The 21,951-nt window shown below is 69.6% G+C and carries 12 protein-coding genes; 10 read left to right on the top strand and 2 right to left on the bottom strand.

The genetic code is table 11. The features are described 5' to 3' along the window. Positions 1 to 14 precede the first annotated feature (14 nt). On the top strand, positions 15 to 341 hold the full coding sequence (locus tag ACFYPG_RS30660; protein ID WP_355009839.1) for a hypothetical protein: 327 nt from the start codon (positions 15 to 17) through the stop codon (positions 339 to 341). A 9-nt stretch (positions 342 to 350) separates the two neighbouring features. Continuing rightward, positions 351 to 869: a 2'-5' RNA ligase family protein gene (locus ACFYPG_RS30655; RefSeq protein WP_355009840.1), complete on the top strand. Its 519-nt coding sequence runs from the start codon at positions 351 to 353 to the stop codon at positions 867 to 869. Between the two features lie 125 nt (positions 870 to 994). Here ACFYPG_RS30655 and ACFYPG_RS30650 read toward each other — a convergent pair whose 3' ends face one another. After that, a complete protein-coding gene (locus ACFYPG_RS30650) occupies positions 995 to 3,025 on the bottom strand; it encodes a tachylectin-related carbohydrate-binding protein (protein WP_387354688.1) in 2,031 nt (676 codons plus the stop codon). A gap of 659 nt (positions 3,026 to 3,684) precedes the next feature. On the opposite strand from ACFYPG_RS30650, the gene ACFYPG_RS30645 reads away from it, so the two are divergent. The 4 genes from ACFYPG_RS30645 (at position 3,685) to ACFYPG_RS30630 (ending at position 17,288) form a co-directional block, all read left to right on the top strand. Next, entirely contained in the window at positions 3,685 to 13,542 is a 9,858-nt protein-coding gene (locus ACFYPG_RS30645; RefSeq protein WP_387354686.1) for a LamG-like jellyroll fold domain-containing protein, read from the top strand. Between the two features lie 129 nt (positions 13,543 to 13,671). Next, positions 13,672 to 13,965, top strand: coding sequence for a hypothetical protein (locus tag ACFYPG_RS30640; protein WP_387354684.1), 294 nt, complete (start codon positions 13,672 to 13,674; stop codon positions 13,963 to 13,965). A 198-nt stretch (positions 13,966 to 14,163) separates the two neighbouring features. Beyond that, complete coding sequence (locus ACFYPG_RS30635) at positions 14,164 to 16,449, top strand: hypothetical protein (protein WP_387354682.1); 2,286 nt, start codon at positions 14,164 to 14,166, stop codon at positions 16,447 to 16,449. A 95-nt stretch (positions 16,450 to 16,544) separates the two neighbouring features. Further along, positions 16,545 to 17,288, top strand: a complete 744-nt coding sequence (locus ACFYPG_RS30630) for an ArsR/SmtB family transcription factor (protein WP_387354680.1) — start codon at positions 16,545 to 16,547, stop codon at positions 17,286 to 17,288. A 285-nt stretch (positions 17,289 to 17,573) separates the two neighbouring features. On the opposite strand, the gene ACFYPG_RS30625 is transcribed toward ACFYPG_RS30630, so the two are convergent. Next, positions 17,574 to 17,942 (bottom strand): hypothetical protein, encoded by a 369-nt coding sequence (locus tag ACFYPG_RS30625; RefSeq protein ID WP_387354678.1) that lies wholly within the window; start codon positions 17,940 to 17,942, stop codon positions 17,574 to 17,576. A 46-nt stretch (positions 17,943 to 17,988) separates the two neighbouring features. Between ACFYPG_RS30625 and ACFYPG_RS30620 the strand changes: the two genes are divergently transcribed. The 4 genes from ACFYPG_RS30620 to ACFYPG_RS30605 all read left to right on the top strand — a co-directional run bounded on the left by ACFYPG_RS30620 (position 17,989) and on the right by ACFYPG_RS30605 (position 21,894). Beyond that, positions 17,989 to 18,384, top strand: a complete 396-nt coding sequence (locus tag ACFYPG_RS30620) for a cytochrome P450 (RefSeq protein ID WP_387354676.1) — start codon at positions 17,989 to 17,991, stop codon at positions 18,382 to 18,384. Further along, complete coding sequence (locus ACFYPG_RS30615; RefSeq protein WP_387354674.1) at positions 18,381 to 19,178, top strand: isocitrate lyase/phosphoenolpyruvate mutase family protein; 798 nt, start codon at positions 18,381 to 18,383, stop codon at positions 19,176 to 19,178. Before ACFYPG_RS30620 ends, ACFYPG_RS30615 begins: the two co-directional genes overlap by 4 nt. Positions 19,179 to 19,331: 153 nt before the next feature. Then, positions 19,332 to 20,300 (top strand): DUF5715 family protein, encoded by a 969-nt coding sequence (locus ACFYPG_RS30610; RefSeq protein ID WP_387354673.1) that lies wholly within the window; start codon positions 19,332 to 19,334, stop codon positions 20,298 to 20,300. A gap of 4 nt (positions 20,301 to 20,304) precedes the next feature. Further along, entirely contained in the window at positions 20,305 to 21,894 is a 1,590-nt protein-coding gene (locus ACFYPG_RS30605; RefSeq protein ID WP_387354671.1) for an asparagine synthetase B family protein, read from the top strand. Positions 21,895 to 21,951: the final 57 nt, after the last annotated feature.

Here is a 21,951-nt window from a genome sequence, read left to right as displayed (position 1 = left end):
GCGCCGGCAACGCAGTGGCGATCCTGGTCGGGCCGCTGACCTTCCTCATCGGGCAGATGATCTTCGAGATCTGGGTGTTCGGCCGCCTGACGCGGCACTGCCTCGCGGCCGTGGTGGCACGCCTGATCCTGAGCCCGGTCGCGGCGCGACTCCCGCCGCTGTCGGTGGGCTTGTTGGGCGCGGCCACCATCACCGTCGTCGCCATCTTCGACCTGACCCACCGTGCCCGGGTCGCGGGTGAGGTCAACCCGGTGTCGGCCGGGGACGCTCCCCGCCGTCACCCTGCCTTACGGGTGTGGCTCGGTTCCAATCTGTGGGGGTGGCGCGAACCGTCCGGCTAGCGTGGGCGCGTGCGTACGGTGGAACTGGTCTGCTCGCCCGGCCTGGAGGTTGCGGTCCGGGCGGTCTGGGGCCGCCTGGCCGCCGCCGGGCTACCCAGCCTGGCCCGCAACATCCACCCCACCAACCGGCCGCACCTCACTCTCGCCGCCGTCGACGAGTTCCCGCCGGGGGTCGAGCACCGCCTGGCCGAGCTGTTCGACGCCGCCCTGCCGGTGCCGGTGACGCTCGACCGGGTCGTCGTCCTGGACGGCAGCGCGCCACTGGTCTGGCTCGTCCGACCCACGCGGGCGCTGACCGCGCTGCACGCCGCCGTCTGGGAGGTTCTCGCCGATGCCGACGGACACCGCCCGTGGCACTCGCCCGACGCGTGGGTGCCGCACCTGAGCCTGGCCCTGCGGTTCCGCGACGCCGACCTGCGGTTGGCGCGTGCCGTGGCCGGTGGGCAGCGCCCGACGGGCGACTTCGACGCCGCCCGCAGTTACGACGGCACGGACCGCTCGGTGACCGCGCTGACCCGGCTCCGCTGAGGCAGCCGTCCGCTGAGGCCCCGACGTGCCGAAGTGGCATCGTGGCCGCTTTGAAGGAGGGGCAGCAGTCAGGCCGAGGCGGCCGTCGGAGCGTGTCGCCCCGACGGCCGCCGGCCCCATCCTGGTCAGTTGTCGCGCGGCTGCGGGATCTCCTGCCGGGTGAACGAGATGCCCGCCGCCGGGGCGGCCCGGGTGGCGAGCGACGCAGCCGACTCGTCGGTGTCGTAGAGCCGAACCGAGCCGTTGGCGGTCCGGCTCACGAAACCGAGTCGGATGCCGTTGGAGTTCTGGAAGACGAATGCCGTCGGGTCGGTCGGATAGGTCTCGTCCGGTACCGTCGCCGTGGCCCAGTCGCCCCAGGCGGTGGAGCCTGCGGCGGTCTGTCGGCTGTGCTGGATGGTGTCGTCGGTCGTCCGGGTGAACACCGAGACGCGGCCGGTGTTGGGGCTCAGGACGGCGGTCGGGGAGCCGACCGGCGTGATCCCGCTGGCTCCCACCGCGGTCCAGGTGCCGGGCCAGGTGCCGTCGATGTTCTGCAACTGGCTCTTGACCACTCCGTCCGTGTGGCGGGCGAACACCATCAGGCGACGGCCAGGCAGTGTCACCACGCTCGGCGTGTCCACGAAGCCCGTGCCACCCAGCCCCGTCCAGGCGGAGGTCAGCGCGCCACCCTTGTACGTGGCGGCCTGCAGGGTGCCGGCAGCGTTGGCCACCAGAAGTGTGGCGGTGCCGTCAGCGCCCGGCACGGCGACCGGCGTCCCGGTCAGGCCGGTGCCACCGAGCGGCGTCCACGGAAACAGATCGCCGGCCGTGCCGTCCTGCCGCCGGTGCCACAGAGCGCCCTCGGCGTCCAGGGCGAAGACCACGCGGGTGTCGTCGGAGAGCCGGACGGCGGTCGGCTCCGAGCGCATCGCCCCACCGAGGGCGAGCCACGGGTTCCAGTCCGGCATGGCCGGCGTCTTCTGGGTCAACGAACCCACGTTGCTGGTGGTCTCGTGGGCAACGATGGTGACCCGGTTCTGGGCGTCCGAGACCAGCGACGGCTTGCCCGTGTACGCCTCGGTGCCGGGCGCCGGTGACCACTGGATCGAATACAGCGAGTCCGGGTTCGCACGTCCGTGCCGCAGTTGACCGATGTTGTCGGTGTAGGCGATCTCCAGGCTGCCGAGCGCGGTGCCGGCGGGCGGGGCCTGCACGACCGCCAACGGGGCGTTCTGCCGTGCCGGGGTGGCGGGCAGCGCGGGGCTGGTGATCGCCCCCTGCCGGCAGGTGTTGGTGGTGGTGAAGACGTTCGGGAAGCCCCCCCAGCCGTTGCCGATCTGGTCCGCGGTCAGTGCCCAGGACAGGTTGTCCTCGCGGAAGCGGTACTGGAACAGATCACCGTCGGCCTGAATGCCGAAGAGCGTGTCTCCGCCGGCGGAGAAGAGCCCTTTGGTGAACCCCTGCCAGTCGCTCGAACCGACCTGACGGTCCCGCAGGAGCCACCGCTGACTCGCCGGGTCGAACCGGTGTCGGTAGAGCTTGCCGTCGGACGTGCGGCCGTAGAGGACTCCGGGGGCACCGGCGACGATCAGGTTGTACCGGTCCCAGCCGGAGTCGATGACGCGTGCGTCGATGGTCCATTTCCGCGTCGGCTCGTCGAACCGGTACCAGCGCAGTTTGCCCTGGGCGTCGACGGCGTAGAAGTCGCCGATCTGGTCCACAGTGATCTTGTTGCGGTAGGCGGCTGTCGCATAGTTCGTGAAGCTCGAACTGATGATCAGGTTCTGCTTGCCATCGATGGTCTCCCAGTTGCTGCCTGTCCATCGGTAGCGGTTCAGCCCGGTCGAGTTGATGCCGTAGACCCGGCCGTCCGGCCCGCCCAGCAGGCGGCCGAACGTCTGCCAGCCACTGGGGCCGATGGGGGTGGCGGCGGTGAACACGCCGCCGTCGCGGCCCGGGGTGCTGTACTGGCGGCGGGAGAGCGTGCCGGCCGTTGTCGAGTTGAAGAACGCCGCGGCCCCGGTGCAGCTGAAGGCGTCGGTGGCCGCCTGGGCGGGAGACGCCGGCAGCGGTGCCACGAGGCCGGCGGCGCCGATGAGCGCTGCGGCGGTCAACGCCAGCGACCGACGCCGGGAAGACGTCCGTGGTGTGGACTCTCTGGTTGACTGGGACACGTTTGTGTGATCCTCCCCCGAGAAGAATAAGAATGACCGTAGTGAATTGATAAGTCTGTGGTGATCGCCACATTCACAGACGCTCCACTGTGCGCGGTGAGTGATCCATCCGCCACGGTCGCGGCCCATCATGCACGACCGTGGGTCGCCTGCCAAGGCGGAAGCTCCGCCCGGTTCGTGGGCTCCGGAAACATCCACGATGGACATTCGGGGCGGGTCGGAGCAGGGAGTAAAGGGACTAAAGGCTCCAAATGGTCGGAGTCTTAACGGAAAGTAGTCTCCCCAGGTCGTAGCGCAAATGAGGAAGGTTGCCGCCACTGTGGCTTGACAGCCGATCGAGCGTGCTGCAACCTACAGCGGCATATCGATGAGTAGCAGCACACGGGGGTGTGAAGCTGTGACCGCTGACTTGGCGGCAATCTGCCGTGCCGAGGCGACACGAATATTGTTGGGCGCTCCGCTCCCGCGTGAATTCCGTCCACCCAAGTTGTCTCTTTCTCTTTTCTGACATTCTCGTCGACCGATGAGTCGACGTCGTAACGCCGTGCCCGTGAAGAGGTAGCGGCGATCGACACCCGGCTTCGTGGGGCCTTAGCAGGTCTCGCGGCCGGCACGTGCCTGTCTCCGCCTCTTAGCCCGTCCTCGATCCAGGGGTGACCATGTCCTTCAGCATTCGCCGTCTGCCCGACCCGCGCGGTCGGCTGACCGATCTGCGTGGTCGGCTACCCCGGCAACGTTCGATGTTCGGCTCCGGCACCACCCGGTCGGTCCTGGCCGCCGCTCTGGCCGGCGTGCTGATGCTCAACCTGGGCGGCAGCGGGGTGACGGCGCTGCCGGCGGGCGGTGCCCGCGACCGGGACGGTGTGGCCTCCGCCGGTCGGGGTGGCGGCGGCGCGAAGCCGAACCAGGCATGGGGTTCGGCGGCCGGCAAGGGTCACGTGACACCCGGACGCCCCAACCGTGACCTGCCGAAGTCCATGCGCGGGCAGTACCCGTTGCACAAGCTCGCCGACAAGCCCGCCCCGGGGCGCAACAAGGCGTCCGTCGCGACGGCACCCGTCGAGGACACCCCAGGCTTCGACAAGCGAACCAGCCGGGAACGACCGGCCGAGCGCGACGTCAACCAGCGGGTCTTCGACAACGCCGACGGCACCCAGACCACCGAGTTCTCCTCCTCCCCGATCAACTACCGCAAGCCGGACGGCACCTGGGCGCCCATCGACCACGCCCTGGTGCCGACCGCCGACGGGTGGGGGATCGCGGCCGACTCGGTCGGTCTGCGCCTCGCCGGCAACGGCGCCGCGAGTCAGGTGGCCCGGGTGAGCTTCGACGGTGACACGGAGTTCGGCTTCGGTATGGCCGAGGCGGCCAACGCGCCGGGCCGGGTGAACGGGAACGCCGTCACCTACCCCGGCGTACGCCCCGACGTCGACCTGCGTCTGGAGCCCCGGGCGGGCGGCGTGAAGGAGACCCTGGTCCTGCGCTCGGCCAAGGCGCCCGCCTCGTTCGTGTTCCCGTTGAACCTGCGCAACCTCACCGCGAAGCTGGTCGACGGTCAGGTCGTCCTCAGTGACCGCGACGGGCGTGAACGCGGCGTGATCCCGGCGGGTTACATGGTGGACGCCGGCACCGGCGCGGCCGGTCCCGCCACCTCCACCAAGGTGGCGTACGAGCTGGTCACCACGGGTGGGCAGACGGCGCTGAAGGTCACCCCCGACCGGGCCTGGCTGACCGACCCGGCCCGGCGGTACCCGGTCGAGGTCGACCCGACCGTCGGCCCTCCAGTCGACGCCGTGAAGGCCGACAGCAGCATGTACGTGCACCGAGACGGCTCCGTCTCGGGTAAGGACGAGTTGCTCGTCGGTCGCACCGGTGATTCCAACGCGGCGGCTTACCTCAAGTTCGGTGACCTGGTCAGCCGACTCCAGAACCACACCATTCACGGCGCGGCGCTCTCGGTAGTCAACTTCGACGCGCGCTCCTGCAAGGCGCGCGCGGTCAGCGTCCACCCGGTGACCGGGTCGTGGTCGGCCGGCACCGGCTACTCGTACCCGGGGCCGGCGGTGGGTGGCGCGCTGGTCAGCCGCTCGTTCGCCCACGGGTACGTCGCTCTCGGCCAGTCCCAGTCCGCCTGCCCGGCAGCCGGGGAGATGTTCGATCTCGGCGTCGGCGGCCGTAACCTCGTGCAGCGCTGGGCCAACGGCCAGCAGGCCAACAACGGTCTCTCGCTGCGCGCGTCCACCACGGACACCTCGGCGTGGAAGAAGTTCGCCGGCACCGGCACCGCGAACCCGCCGGCGCTCTACGTCACGCACAGCCCGTACAACGCCGGGTACGCGATCCCGAAGCCCACTCCGGAGCCGGCCGTCCTGCGTAACCAGGACGGCAAGGTGAAGGTGACGGTCACCAACCTCGGTGCCGAGGCGTGGACGCCGGCCAACTACTACCTCGCGTACCGGGTCTACAACGCGCAGACCGGCGCCGCGGTGACCCAGCAGCGGGCGGCGAACCTACCCGCCACCCTGGCCCGTGGCGCGAAGGTCACCCTCGACGCGACAGTCAAGCGGTTGGAGCCCGGCTCCTACTTCCTCGACTTCACCATGGTGCGTACCGGTGGAGCGGTCTTCACCGACCACCAGGTGCCACCCGGTCGGATCGTGCTCCAGGTGTTCGACGTTCCGCCAGTCGTGCAGGAGCTCTACCCGGAGAACGGGTACCAGGCCCCGACGCTCACCCCGTTGCTCTGGGCGCGGGCCGTGGACACCGACGCCGCACCCGGCGCCACCTTGTCCTTCAAGTTCGAGATCTGCGACCAGACCGACGCCGGTGCGGCGACCAACTGCACCAACTCCGGCTACCAGGCCAAGCAGTCCTGGGTGGTGCCCGCCGGCCGGATGGTCTGGGGCAAGAGCTACCTGTGGCGCTCCTTCGTCAAGGACAGCGCCAACGAGGTCATCTCGCCGTACTCGACAATGCTCAGTTCGGTGCCACAACCGGACCTGCTGTCCCGGATCGCCACCTCGCCCAACGCCGAGCAGGGTCGCGAGTTCGACGCCCAGACCGGAAACTTCGCCACCTCCGCCGTGGACGCCACTGTGGTGACCGTCGGTCCGGAGCTGAACCTGGTCCGCACCTACAACAGCCTCGACCCCCGCACGACCGGCGTCTTCGGCGCCGGCTGGTCCAGCCGGTACGACATGACGCTGGTCCCCGACAACGACGGCTCCGGCAACGTGGTGGTCCGCTACCCGGACGGCCAGGAGGTGCGGTTCGGCAAGAACCCGGACGGCACGTACGCGCCGCCGCCGGGCCGGGTCGCGAAGCTCACCGTCGACAGCAGCAACTGGAAGCTTGTCGACCGTACCGGCAGCACCTACCAGTTCTCCCTGCTCTACAAACTCCAGAAGATCACCGACAACTCCGGGCACTCGGTCAACCTGACCCTCGACCCGATGACCGGCAAGCTCGCCCGGGCCCAGGTCTCCAACAGCCAGACCAACACCGCCGGCCGTTCGCTGACCTTCACCTGGAACGGCATCCACATCGCCTCGGTCAGCACCGACGCGGTCAACGGCGCGAAGCTGACCTGGAACTACACCTACAACGGTGACCTGCTGACCAAGGTCTGTGGCCCGGAGTCCGCCTGTACCAGCTATGACTACGCGGCCGGGTCGCACTACCGCACCGCCGTTCTCGACGCCAAGCCCGACTCGTACTACCACCTCGGCGAGACCGAGGGCACCGGCGCGGCCAGCGACGTGGCGATCAACCTGGGCAAGGACGCCGGCACGTACCGCAACAACGTCACACTGGGCCAGCCCGGTGTGCTGGAGGGCACCAACGGCACCGCCGCCGCCTTCAACGGCACCTCGGCCTACCTCGAACTGCCCAAGGGGCTGGTCAAGAAGAGCCGCGACGTCTCCGTCGAGCTGTGGTTCAAGATCGGTCTGACGCAGACCGGTGGCCCGCTCATCGGCTACCAGGACAAGGCCGTCGGCACCACGGCGACCAGCGGCGTCCCGCTGCTCTACACCGGCACCGACGGAAAGCTGCGCGGCCAGTTCGCCAACGGCACGATCGCACCGTTCACCTCGGCTGGCACCGTCAACGACAACAAGTGGCACCACGTGGTGCTGTCCGCGATGGCCAACACCCAGACCATGTACCTCGACGGTGAGCCGGTCTCCACCCCGCTCGGGCAGACGGGGCAGCCGATCGAGCACTCGCTGCTGACCTTCAACCAGGTCGGCCTCGCCTCGGCGACCTCACCCACGTCGTGGTCCGGCTGGGGCAGCACCGCCCAGCGCTACTTTGCCGGCACGATCGACGAGGTCGCCGTCTACTCCCACCCCATTGGCCTGGACACGGCCAAGGCGCACTACCGGTACGCGAAGCCGGCCGCCCAGCAGCTGACCCGGGTCACCCTGCCCAGCGGCCGGGTCGCCACCGAGGTCGAGTACGACACGGCCACCGACCGGGTCAGGGAGTACACCGACGACAACGGTGGCACCTGGAAGGTGGGTCAGCCCACCGTCTACGGCGGCGATACGGACCTGCGGCGCAGCGTCCAGGTCCTCGACCCGGCCAACCGCCCCTACCTGTACGAGTACGACGCGCTCGCCGGTCGACTGCTGCGCTCCGGCACCCCGCTCGGACTGGAGACCCGCGAGGAGGACCGCCCCGGGCAGACCAGCCCGACGCCGAGCCCGCCGCCCACCGAGGTCTGCACCCAGCCCGACCCGAACGACCCAGCCTTCTGCACCGTGATCCCCGGCGACGCCGGTGGGCCGATCTTCGTGCGGCACCCGTTGGACGGCATGGCCATCCGCTCGTTCTCCTACAACGCGGACGGCCAGCAGAGCAAGGTCACCAACGAGAACGGTGACACGGTGGAGATGACGTACGACAGCCGGGGTCGCCTCGCCACCCGCAAGAGCTGCCGTACGTCCACCCAGTGCTTCACGAACTACTACACCTACCCGGCCTCGATCACCGACCCGTTCGACCCCCGCATCGACCTGGCGGTGGAGCAGCGCGACGGCCGTTCCAGCGGCCCGACCGACAACAAGTTCCGGACCACCTTCACGTACCGGGACCGCACCGGTCAGCCCCTCACCCAGACCAACCCGGACGGCAGCCTGGTCACCCACACCTACACCAGCGGCGGCGAGGCCGGTGTCAACGGCATCCCCCCGCCCGGGTTGCTGGCCAGCAGCACCACCAACGGGCAGACCAAGCCCACCACCTACGCGTACTACGCCAACGGTGACCTGTACAGGGTGACCGAGCCGTCCGGGCTGGTGACCGAGTACACCTACGACGCGCTCGGCCGACGGATCACCGAGAAGGAAATCTCCGACACCTATCCCGCGGGCGTCACCACTACGATCACCTACGACGGGCACTCGCGGGTCGCCACCGTCACCGGCCCGGTCACCACCGACGCCGTCACCGGCAAGCAGCACCAGAGCCGAACCGTCAACGAGTACGACGCCGACGGCAACCCCACCAAGGTCACCGTCAGCGACCTGCTTGGTGGTGACCCCGAGCGGGTCACCAGCACCGAGTACGACGACGAGGGACGGCCGGTCCGGGTCGTCGACCCGGAGGGCAACGAAACCAGCTACGGGTACGACAGGTTCGGCAACAAGACGACCATGACCGACGCCAACGGAAACCGCTACGACTGGGCGTACACCGCCCAGAACAAGGTGGCCGAGGTACGGCTGCGGGACTGGCGCAGCGACCCGGCCGGCACCCCCGGCACCGGCACCGGCGACTACCTGGTCCTGCACTCCTACTCGTACGACTTCGCCGGGCGGCTGGCCAGCGACACCGACGCCATGGGTCGGCGACTGGAGTACAAGTACTACCGCGACGACCTGTTGGAGAAGATCACCCTCAAGGACTTCCGCAACCCTGACGGCTCCAAGCGGGACTACGTCGTGGAGGAGAACACCTACGACGGGGCCGGCAACGTGACCCGCAAGGTCGGGGCCAACGGCACCCAGATCACCGACCACACGCCGGACGAGGCCGGCAAGGTGAAGAGCACCGTGCTGGATCCGACGGGGGTGCGTCGGACCAACACCTTCACCTACGACTACAACGGCAACGTCAAGCAGACCGTCCGGACCGGAAATCCGTCGAACCTGAACTGGGAGGTACCGGCCACCTCCGAGGTCGTCGACTACACCTACGACGATGCCGGCAACGTGCTCACCGAGAAGGTCACCGCCGGCAGCAGCACCCGGGTGACCAGCTACACGTACGACAGGCGCGGCCTTCGCACCTCCGTCACCGACCCGCGTGGCAATGTGAGCGGCGCCGACAAGGCGAAGTTCACCAGCACCTTCCGCTACGACGAGTTGGGTCGCCAGGTCGGGCAGAGCGGCCCGACCGTCCTGGCCGAGAGCGACGGCAACGCCGCCGTCTCCACCAACCCGACCAGTTCGGTCGGCTACAACACCTTCGGCGAGCAGGTCGCCGTCAAGGACCCGCTCGGGCGAGTCTCCACCTCGGAGTACGACAAGCTCGGCCGGGTGGTGCGCAGCCTCGCGCCGATGTACCTCGCGCCCGGTGTGACCCAGCCGGTCACCCCGGAGCACAAGCGCCGCTACGACGCCCTGGGCAACGTGCTGGAGGAGACCGACCCGGCCGGCATCACCAACTACACGTACGACCAGCTCAACCGGTTGACCATCCGGGACGAACCGTCGAAGACCAACGACGACAGGGCGCTCACCCGCTACACCTACACCCGCACGGGCGAGGTCCTGTCGGTCACCGGCCCGACCGGCGCCCGGGTCGAGTCGACCTACGACGATCTCGACCGGCAGGTCACGCAGACTGTCGTCGAGCGACGGCCGACCACCCGCAACCTGGTCAGCAAGCTCGCCTACGACGACGCGGGCAATCTGACCTCGTCGTCGTCCCCCACCGGGGCGACGACTGTCAACACCTTCAACGGGGCCGGCGACATCACCCGCAGTACCGCCCCGACCGGCGAGGCCATGATCTTCGGGTACGACTTCGCCGGCCGCCAGGTCCGGGTCTCCGACGGCCTCGGCCGCACCACCCGGGTCGGGTACGACCAGTTGGGTAACCGGACGAGCACCGTGAACCTCAAGGCCGACGGCACGGTCCTGCGCACCCAGAGCTACGGCTACGACGTGGCCGGCAACATGACCTCGTCGAAGGACCCCTACAACACCGTCACCACCTACGAGTACGACGCGGCGGACCAGCTCGTCAAGCAGATCGAGCCGACCGACGCCGACCCGATCACCACCACCTTCGGGTACGACGCCGCCGGCAACCGGACCCGCTACACCGACGGCCGCAACAACTCCACCATCTACACGTACAACACGTTGGGTCTGCCGGAGTCGGCGATCGAGCCGTCCACGGCGAGCCACCCGACAGTCGCGGACCGGACGTGGACGGTCGCGTACGACGCCGACGGCAACGCGGTACGGCTCAGCGCCCCGGGTGGGGTGAGCCGCATGCGGACCTACGACGCGGCCGGCCGCCTGACAGAGGAGACCGGTTCCGGGGGTGACACCGCTACCGCGACCCGAACCCTGGACTACGACCAGGACGGCCGGCTGAAGAGCGTCAACGCTCCCGGTGGCAGCAACACGTACAACTGGAACGACAGGGGTGGGCTGCTGTCCACCGCCGGCCCGTCCGGCACGGCGAGCTTCGACTACAACGACGACGGTCGGGTCACCAGCCGCACCGACCTGACCGGCACGGCCAGCTTCGGCTACGTCAAGGGTCGCCTCGACACACTCACCGACAGCATCACCGGCCAGCAGCAGAAGCTTGGCTACGACGCCGCCGGTGACGTCAAGACCGTCGACTACGGCGCCGGCCGCGTCCGCACCTTCGGGTACGACGACTACGGGCGGGTCGCCAGCGACGTGCTGCGCAACGCGGGCGGCCAGACGGTGGCCTCGGTCACCTACGGCTTCGACCTCAACGGCCACCTCACCAGCAAGAACACCAGCGGCACCGCCGGGGCCGGCGCCAACACCTACGACTACGACAAGGCCGGCCGGCTGATCTCCTGGACCAGCCCGGCCGGGACCGTCACGTACGCCTGGGACGCCAGCGGCAACCGGGTCCGGGCCGGGTCCAAGACCGCGACCTTCGACGAACGTAACCGGCTGCTCTCCGACGGCGACTACACCTACGCGTACACCCCGCGGGGCACCCTGCGGACCCGCACCAGCTCGGGCCTGGCCGAACAGTTCTCGTTCGACGCCTTCGACCGGCTCACCGGGGCGCAGAACCAGACCTACACCTACGACGGCCTGGACCGGGTCGCGTCTCGCACCGGCAACTCCTTCGTCTACGCCGGGCTGGGCGACGAGGTGGTGCACGACGGTTACGAGTACTACGGTCGCGGCCCTAACGACGAGCTGCTCGCCACCGCCCAGGGCGCCGACAAGCGGCTGTCGTTGACCGACGCCCACGGTGACGTGGTGGCGGCCATCAACCCGGCCGACACCCAACTGTCCACGCTGAACGACTCGACCGCGTACGACCCGTTCGGCAAGAAGGTGACCAGCACCGGCAGCACCGGCCGGCTGGGCTTCCAGGGGGACTGGACCGACCCGGACACCGGGCAGGTCGACATGGGCGCCCGCTGGTACCAGCCCGGCACCGGCACGTTCACCTCGCGCGACAGCGTCAACTACACAACCGGCGACTCGATCCTGGCCAACCGCTACACCTACGGTGCTGGCGCCCCGCTGGACTTCGACGACCCGGATGGTCACTGGCCGCGCTGGATGAAGCGCGCCGCGAGCGCGGTGAGCAACACCGTCTCCAACGTCGTCAGTGGCGCGTACACGGCGTACAGCTACGCCAGGAACTTCGTGTCAACTGTCGCTCACTACGCCTGGTCCGGCCTCAAGGCGGTCGGCCGGGTCATCTCCAGCACCGCGAAGTGGATCGGCGAGAAGACGATGAACGCCGTCCGCTACGTCGGCAGCAAGATCCAATCCGGACTCAACCAAGTCGCTCGCGCCGCCGACTGGGCCAAACAACAGGCCAAGATGGTCGCGCAACGCATCTACCAGGCAAAGGTCGCGGTGACCGCCGCCGCGAAGTCGGCCATCAAACAAGCCGTCAAGTTCACCAAGCTGGCGGTGATCCCGGCGCTGACAAAGCCGCTCATCTCGCTCGGCAAGGTGGTATCCACCGGGTTCAAGATGGCCGCGAGCGTCGTCGCGGTCACCACAATGGCCATTCAGGACCCACAGAAGTACAGCCAGAACCTATGGCTGGCGGCCGCGCAGAAGCTGACGCCGCTCGTCGAGGGCGCCGAGAAGATGTGGGACAAGGCGACCCAGTTCGTCGAGGATCACGCCGCCGAGATCGCCGGCTTCGCCGTCGGTGCCATCGTCGGCCTGGGCTGCGGCGCGGCGATCGGCTGGACCGGTGTCGGAGCGGTGGCCTGCGGGGCGCTCGCGGGTGCGGTCGGCTCGGCGGTCACCGGTTACATGAACGGCAAGCGCGGCTGGGACCTCGCCGGCGCCACCGCCATGGGCGGCCTCACCGGTGCCCTCGGTGGCGCGCTCGGCTCCATCGGCGGCCAGGCGCTGGGTGCTGGTATTCGCGGGCTGAGTGGCGGGCTTCGTTCCGCCGGCAGCAAGGCAGTGAGCGCGGGCATTGGCGAGGCCCGGGCGATTGGTCGAGGCCTGCTTGGCAAGTGCCCCAACAGCTTCACGGGCGAGACCCGGGTGCTGATGGCGGACGGCAGCTTCAAGCGGATCGACCAGGTGCAGATCGGCGAGAAGGTGCTCGCCACCGATCCGACGACTGGCCGCACCGAGGAGCGCGCGGTTACGGCGCTGATCCTCGGCGCCGGCAGCAAGGACCTCGTCGAGATCACTGTCGACACTGACGGCAAGAAGGGTGATCGAACGGAGAGGCTGACCGCTACGGGCGGCCACCCGTTCTGGGTTGCCGGTCAGAACCGTTGGGTCGAGGCGCAGGATCTGGTGAGCGGCTCCGTCTTCGAGACGGCCGACCACCGGCCAGCGTCTGTGGTTGCCACGCGAAAGTGGACCGAGCAGCGCCAGGTTTACAACCTCACGATCGACGCACTTCATACGTACTATGTGATAGCCGGCAACACGCCGGTACTCGTACACAACTGCGGTGAGCAGCACGTGGCGCTGGGCTTGAAGGAAGAGGTAAAGGGTTTCGCCGAAAAAGTCGGCGCGGAGCACTTCATGCGGGACAAGGACTGGAAAGGCTCGGTATGGACTGCGGCTAACCTGCTTAAGTTCGATAAGCCAGGAGTTAGGGTCTCATTCACGCTCGACGGGATGCACGGGGCATCGGATGGCGTTGAGGCTGCCGTCGGTCAGTCGCTCATGAGAAATGCTCGACAAATCGGTGGTGCAACCGATTTGGAAGTGGCATTCTTCAAAGATGCCGGAACTCTAGGTAAGGTCGATTTCTATATCGGCGGCATGAAGCAGCTCAATCCGTTCCAATGAGCAGGGGGTGCCGTGGGCAATATTCAATTTCCACTTCAGTTTGATAGGCGCTTCCAGCTCTGGTCCTTCCATGTCGGCCATGGTGTCCTACTCCTGCGAAGCAACAGCCGGCCCGGCTTGCCTGGGCGCGTGGACGTGATGTTCCGAGGTGTAACTGCCCTGAGGCTGCGGGATGTATATGCGAATCTGGTGATAGATCGCGTGCCGCCTGAGGAGGTGTCGACAATTGTCGACAACGACATCGATGGTGCGGTGGAGCTGGATTCCCATGTTTTCTCTCTTGGGGTTGCTGGCGGGTCGCTAGGCTTCGTGGTGGCAGGAAGTGCTCACTTTTCTGAAGACGACATGGAATATGGTGAGCCGAGTTCGATCGATCATCCCGAACTCTCGGCGCATGTGCTGCGATCTGGAGACTTTGGCTAGATTTTTGTTCGTCTCCGATCGGCGGCTGGAAAGGAGTCGCCGGAACTTGCAGTTGGAGCGATGAAAATTTGCGTAGATTCCCAGGCGTCTTTCCGCCGTTTACCGCTCGCTTAAGGAATTTGAATGCAGGGATTCAAGTATTTGCGTCAGCGCGCCGGCCTCTGGAATGGACTCGCAGCCCTTGGTGTCATGCTGACAATGGCTGTTTCGTCCACTCCGGCGCACGCCGACGCCGCCGGCGGGGGTGGTGACTTCGTACCGATTGACAGCGTCCCCCTCCTGGACACCCGGGACGGCACCGGCGGCACTACCGGTGTTCGGGGCGCGAAGTCCGTCACCACGTTCAACGCCGTCGGCATCGCCGGTATCCCGACCAGCGGGGTCAGCGCGTTGATGGTCGATGTGACGGCTATCTACCCGACCGCCAACACGTTCCTGTCCATCTACCCGGACCTGACGGACCCGAAGGCTTCGGCCATGAACGCTTCCATCGGTGAGGTCATGACCAACTCGGCGGTGGTCAAGCCCGGTACGAACGGCAAGCTCGCGGTGCGCAACGCGGGCGGCAACGTCCACATCAGAGTGGACGTGGTGGGCTACTTCACCACCGCCACCGGCAGCACCGGCTCCGGTTTCGTGCCGGTGAACCACACCCGGGTGGTCGACACCCGGACCGGGCAGGGGATCACCGCCGGCACCATGCCGACTCGTGGCACACGTGCCGCAAACATCTCCGGTGGTGGGCTGGTGCCCAGTTCCGCGACGGCTGTCATGCTGGACGTCGTGGTGATCGGCGCGACCGGTAACGGTTGGATGACCGTCGGGTCGAGCACGGCCGCGGAGACCGGCATCGACTACGCCAAGGGCGCCACCTCGATGGGGATGGTCGTCAAGCTGAACCCCGGCGCCGGCGGCGCAGTGGTGTTGGAGAATCGCGGGCAGGCCGTGCATGTCGCCATCACCGTCCAGGGCTACTGGACCGGCAGCCCGACCACCGGTGCCGGCCTGCGCATGGTTCCTGCGACCACCCTGTACGACAGCCGCTTCCCCAGTGGCGCCCAGCCGGTGCCCGCCTACGGCACCGTCGATGTCGCGGTCGCGGGCACCAACGGCCTGCCGACCCGTGGTATCGCCGCGGCCGTCCTCAATGTGCACGCGGTCGCCCCGACTGTTGACGGGTTCTTCAACGTCACGCCCCTGGGCAGCGCCTTGAACGTTGCGTCGACGACGAACTTCCCCGCCGCGCACGTCGCCCGGTCCAGCATCGTGGTGACCAAGCTGGGCACCGAGGGGAAGGTCCAAATCAGGAACGCCAGCAGCGGGACCGTGCACATCGTGGTCGACCTGCAGGGCTGGTACGCCGACCCGATGCCGTTCCTGCCGACTGAGTCCTTCTCCCGCTCGACGGCGTTGCAGGGGGAGCCGAGCGACGGCAGCTCGCTCGGGACCATCGTCTACGCGCACACCGACAACACCGGGCAGGTGCGGGTCGTCCACCAGCAGAACCCGGACGATTTCAGCAGCGTCCAGCACATTCCCCAGTTCGGTGCGGAGGCGTTCACCGGGCAGCCCGCCTTGAACGTGCAGGGTGGCACCAAGCAGGTGCAGATCAGCGCCCTGCACACCGCCGGCACCGTGTGGACCGGTGCGCAGACGGCGGCGAACGCGGCGACCTGGGCGACGACCGGGAACCTCGGCGGCACCATGGTGGGCCGGCCCGCCTCGGTCACCCTCGCCGACGGCACCAGCGTGATCTTCGCCGTGGACGTCGATGGTCGCCTCTGGCACTACCGACAGACCGGGACGGCTGCGTCGTGGAAGAGCCTCGGTGACGTCGACCTCACCGGCGGCGTCACCCTGGTGAAGGTCGACGCCGGTGTCCGACTGGTCGCCACCACCATGACCGGCACCATCAAGACCGCGCTCTACTCCACCGACGGCACCCTCAGTGCGTGGGTAGACCTCGGCGGAAACGTGACCGGTGTGCCGGCCGCCTTCATCAACCAGGGCTACCGCACCGCCGTGGTGGCCCGTGCCGCCGACGGTTCGCTGATCATGAAGAAGCAGGAACTGGGTGGGGCCTGGCCGACGACCTGGCAGACGGTGGGTACGTTCACCGCAGCCGGTTCCCCGGCCGCGATCCTCGACCCGGCGTTGGGCCGGATCGCTGTCGTCGCCCGCGGGCCCGACAACGAGATGTACCGGGTGTACGAGACCGAGCAGGGCTCCAGCACCTTTGGTGAGTGGCTGCGCCTGTACGAGAACCCGAGCGACCCGACCGCCGCCACCGCCGCCACCGATCCCACCATCGCGCCGATCCAGAACTCCGGCGGAACCGGCTTCGTGGTGGTCTACCGCAACCGGAACAACACCACCATCGCGCTGGACCGGCGGTTCGCCGCCCCCGGTGGGATGGCGGCAGCGAAGGCCGGCCCGTCGGCGGTCAGCTTCACCGCACACCTGATCCCGACGCCGAAGTCCTGAGCTTCGGCACCACCAGCTCGGGGGCCTTCGTCCACGCGACGGAGGCCCCCGGGTCGTTGTTCACCGGCTCGGCGCCTGCTTCCTAGACTGGGGCGATGAGCGTTGGCACCGACGGTCGGGGGATGGCCGAGCTGGCGGCCCTGCTGGCCGACGGCACCCGCGCCGGGATGTGTCTGGCGCTGCTCGACGGGCGGGCATGGACCGCCGGTGAGCTGGCCCGGCGCGCCGGCGTCGCCCCGTCGACGGCCAGCGACCACCTCACCCGACTCGTCCGCGGTGGGCTCCTCGTCGAGGAACGGCAGGGCCGCCACCGTTACCTGCGGCTGGCCGGGCCGTCAGTGGCCCAGCTCATCGAGGACCTGGCCGGGCACGCCCCGGCCACGCCCACACCGACCGGGTCGCTGCGCGCGGCGACCGCGAGCGCTTCCCTGGCGTACGCCAGGACCTGCTACGACCACCTCGCCGGGCGGCTGGGCGTGCTGATGTACGACGCGCTGCTCAGCGAGCGCCGACTCGACCGGGCCAGCGGGCTGGCGCTCACGCCCGACGGGTGGGCCTGGGCGGCCGGGTTGGGCGTACCAGTGGACGTGCTGCGCGTCGCCCGCCGCCCGGTGGTCCGCGACTGCCTTGACTGGACCGAACGCCGCCCGCACCTGGCCGGGTCGCTCGGCGCGGCGCTCTGCCGCCGCTTCACCGAGCTGGGCTGGATCAGCCAGGGCATCGGCCGCGCCGTCCGTCTCACTCCCACCGGCCGCCCCGGCCTGGCCGCGGCCCTGGCCATCCCCGAACACACCCTCGACCTGCCGGTGGTCCCGCCGCCCACGAGCGGTCGCGCCTGACCGTCGAGCAGCGGGTGACAGTGGCGGGATCGTTCGGTGTGGGGCGAACGGTTCGCGCCCTACGGTCGGGCGGTGACTGACAACTGGCCGCACATTGCGCCCGCCCCGGGAACACCCTCGTGTGGACCGCCCTCGTTCGACCCGGAACGCGGTTGGTGGGTGACCCGGCACGCCGACGTGTGCGCCGCGCTGACCGACCCGGCGTTCCAGGTGCCTGCCGTCGACACCGGTCCGCCCGGCACCCTCGCCTGGCTGCGCGCCACGGTCAGCCGCTTCAGTCCACCGCTACGGCACGCCGACCGTCGGGCGGTCGCAGTGCGCGCGCTGGCCCCGCTGGACCCAAACGACCTGCGACTGGATGCGGTGCGGCTGACCGTGGCCGTTCTCGACCGTGCCGGCGACCGCGTCGACGTGATGCGGGAACTGGCCCGGCCGGTGCCGCTGCGGACGTTGGCTGGTCGCCTCGGTTTCGCTGATCCGGCAGCCGCCGGGACGGCGGTCGCGGTCGTCGCGGCGGCGTACCACCCGGGGGTGGACCCGGCCCTGACCGCGCGGGCCGACCGGGCGGTGACGGCGCTGCTGGCGCTCGCCGCAGGGTCCGCCGGAGGTACGGGCGAACCTGATCGGTCTGCTGGTCCAGGCGTGCGATGCCACCGCCGGCCTGATCGGCGCCGCCGCCCATCATCTGCTGCCCCCGGGTGTGCCGACCACGGCACGGACCGCCGACCTGCTGGCCGAGGTGCTGCGCCTCGACCCACCGGTCCGAGCCACCCGACGGGTCACCGTCGACGAGGTACGGCTGGGCGGGCGGGAACTGCCGGCCGGAAGCCCGGTGCTGCTGCGCTTCGACGCGGCCAACCGTGACCCGCAAGCGTTCACCGAACCCGCGACGTTCCGGCCCGGTCGGCCCGATGCCGGGCAGTTGACCTTCGGGACGGGGGAGCGGGGTTGCCCCGGCGACCGGCACGCCCTGGCGCTGGCCACCGGTGTGCTCGACGTGCTGCGGGAACGCTGCCGGCGCGGCCCCACCCCGATGAGTTACGAGCCGCACCCGACACTGCGGGTGCCGACAACCCTGGAGGTGAGCGGCAGATGATCGAACGTCGGGCCGCGTTCCACGCCCTGCACCGCGCCGGCCGCCCCCTGCTGTTGCCCAACGCGTGGGACCACGCCTCGGCGGCGGCGCTCGCCGCGCGTGGACATCCGGCCATCGGCACCACCAGCCTCGGGGTCGCCGCGACAGCCGGCCTTCCCGACGGCGTCGCGGCCACCGCAGCGGAGACCCTCGCCCTGGCCCGCCGGCTGGCTCGGTTGCCGGTGCTGCTCAGCGTGGACGTGGAGGCCGGATTCAGCGACGACCCGGCCGAGGTCGCCGAGTACGCCAGGGAGTTGGCCGGGCTCGGTGTGGTCGGGATCAACCTGGAGGACGGGCGCGCCGATGGCACCCTCGCCGACACCGAGGTCGCCGCTGCCAAGATTGTGGCGGTGAAGGCAGCGGTGCCGGAGCTGTTCGTCAACGCCCGCACCGACACCTGGTGGCTCGGGGTGGACGAACCACTGCCGCACACCCTCGCCCGTGCACGTGCCTACCGGATGGCCGGTGCCGACGGGATCTTCGTGCCCGGGACTGTCGACCTGGCCACCCTGCGCGTCCTCACCGAGCGGATCGACGCTCCGGTGAACGCGCTGTACCAGCCGGGCGGCCCAGGGCTGGCTGAGTTGGGCGGGGCCGGGGTGGCCCGGGTCAGCACCGGCTCGCTGCTGTTCCGGGCCGCGCTGGGCGCCGCGCTCGCCGCCGCCGACGCCGTCCGTGACGGCGGGTCGACCGCTGCGGGGGGACTGCCGTCGTACGCCGAAGTGCAGGCCCTGGTGCCCGCGGGCGGCGACTGACAGCGGCGGCCTGGGCACTCGACGGTGCGTGGTGGGCTGGGCGCACCCTTCGAGGGGAGATAGGAGGAATGTTCGGTCCGTTCCGGTCCCGATGATTACGGTGTGTTTCAGGGCGAACCTACCCAGTGCCGTGACCGGAGAGAGGGACCCGTCATGCGAGTGCCCAGCCGTAGCCCGGGACAGCAGCCCGGTTCGCCTCCGTCGCCCACCGCTCCGGCCCACCGCCGACCCTCCGGTGCGACCCCCCGCCGCGTTTCCGCCCCCGCCCCCGACCTGCCCGCTTACCGGGCCGCCGTCGCCGAACTGCTGGTCGAGGTCGGCGCGCTGGCCGACGCGGCGAGCACCCGGGCCCGGCAGGTGCTCATCGACGAGCGGCTGCGGGAACCGGCGCTCGCCGCCGTCCTCGACGCCACCCCGCAGGGGCTGATCGGCGCGCGCGAGACGTTGCTGCTGGAGATGGCCCGCTACCAACCGAACGAGCGCACGTCGGCGACCGACCTCAGCGCGCTGGTCCGGATCTACCTGCTCTCCCGCATCGACGTGCTGTGGTGGCAGGACGCACCGACCTTCGTCACCGACGAGCAGGTCAACGGCAGCCCCGAACTGGTCGACCTGGAATGGCTGCGCCGCCGCGACCTGCTGCGCTTCCGTTACCAGGAGCAGCCGGCCACGATACTGGGCCGGGCCGCCCGCGGGCTGCGTCGCCGGCTGCGACCCGACGCCACCCCGCGCACCGCGGGGCTGCTGTTCCGCCGCGCCCGGCGCGAGGTGGTGGCGCTGCTCAACGACATCGGACGGGAGTTTTCCGCCGTCGCGCCGCCGGCCACCCCTCCGCTCTGGGTGACCAGCCTGGTCCGCAGCGCCGAACACCAATACCGGCTGCGCCGTCTGGGCTACGCGGCGATGCTGCCCAGCGGGCACTGCCTCGGCTACTCGGCCGACGTCGAGTTGGCCTGGTTCGAGCGTTTCGGCGCGCGCGAGGCCCTGGCGGAACTGCTGCTGAGCAGGCAGGAGGCCGGTGAGCTGAACGTGATCGACGAGGGGCAGGCCTGGCACCTGTGTCTCGCTCCCACCGCCCGGCGTCGCCTACGCCGGTCCTACGAGGCTGAGATGGGGGTCTGAGCCGGTGTGCGGCATCGCGTTGAGCATCGGCCCCGAGGCCGACCCGGCGACCTTCCGGCGGATGCTCGCCGCCCTGGCCCCGCGTGGTGAGGTCACCGAGACCCGGTCCGAGAACGGACTGCTCGCCGGCACCCGGCGGCTGCGGATCGTCGACCGGGACCGGGCGGTGCAGCCGTGGACGTCGACCGACGAGCGGTGGCTGCTCTGCTTCAACGGCGAAATCTTCAACCACCGGGAGTTGCGGGCGCAGCTGACCCGCCTGGGGCAGACCTTCCGCACCGAGAGTGACACCGAGGTGCTGCTCGCCGCGTTCCAGCAGTGGGGCGAGGCGGCGGCGACCCGACTGCGCGGCGAGTACGCCTTCGCGGTCGTCGAACGGGCCACCGGCCGCGCGTACCTGGCCCGCGACCCGCTCGGGGTCAAGCCGCTGTACTGGTCCCGTCGACCCGGCTGCCTGCACCTCGCCTCCGAGGTCAAGGCGCTCGTCGGGCACGGTGCCCCGATCGCCGAGGTGCCGCCCGGGCACCACGGCTGGGCGGAGGCGGACGGGCACGTGCGACTGAGTCCGTACGTCGACCTGCTCACCATCGCCGACGGCCTGCCGGTCATCGACGACCCGGACGAGGCCGCGCTGCTCGTCCGCGCCGCGCTCAGCGACTCGATCCGGATGCGGGTGGAGACCGACCTGACCGTCGGGGTGGTGCTCTCCGGTGGCCTGGACAGCTCGTTGACCCTGCGGCAGGTCCGCGACATTCACCCGGACTGCGTCGCGGTGACAGTAGGCGTCGCGGACAGCCCCGACGTGGCGTACGCCCGGCGGCTCGCCGCCGACCTCGACGTGCCACATGTGGTGGTCGAGCTGCGCCCGCGCGACATCCGGCTCGCCGACGTCCGCGAGGCCGTCCGGATCTCCGAGCTGACCGAGTACGGCGACATCATCAACGCGGTCGTCTCGGTGCCGATCTTCCGGCGGCTCCGCGATCTGGGCATCAAGGTGGTGCTGACCGGCGACGGCTCCGACGAGCTGTTCGGCGGGTACCCGATGTATCACCAGGTCGCCCCGGCGGCGGCCCGCCGACTGTTCCTGCACCGGATCCGCAACCTGTGCCGCACCGAGTTGCAGCGCGTCGACCGGGCCGCGATGGCGTACGGCGTGGAGGCCCGGGTGCCGTTCCTCGACCTCAGCGTGGTGGAGCTGGCGATGCGGTTGCCGGTGGATCTGAAGCTGCGCCACGGGCAGGAGAAGTGGATCGTCCGGCGGGCGTTCGCCGACGTGCTGCCGGACTACATCCTCCGACGTCCGAAGAACCCCATGTCGTACTCGTCGGGGTTGCACGAGCGGGTCCGGCTGTACAAGCCGCTCTTCGCCCGGCTGCACCGCTCCTTCGGCTACGACCTGCAGGAGCCGGTCCGTCGGGACTTCGACACCGTGCTGAGCCGCTGTGGCAACGACCTGGACCTGGCCATCGCCGACGGGCTGACCCGACCCGACTACACGGTCCTGGAGCACGCCCGCGACCTGGTCGGCGCGGCCAAGTGGAACGCCGCTCCGATGGTCCGTCGGCTGGTCGGCCCGCGCCCCGCCCGCCACTGACCGCTGCCCCGCACGCCACGCTTGACTCTGACACGGTGTCAGGGACGAGTGTGAGGG

It is taken from the genome of Micromonospora sp. NPDC005553 (assembly GCF_042871765.1).
Lineage (GTDB): Bacteria > Actinomycetota > Actinomycetes > Mycobacteriales > Micromonosporaceae > Micromonospora.
This window is presented reverse-complemented; position numbering and strand designations above follow the sequence as displayed.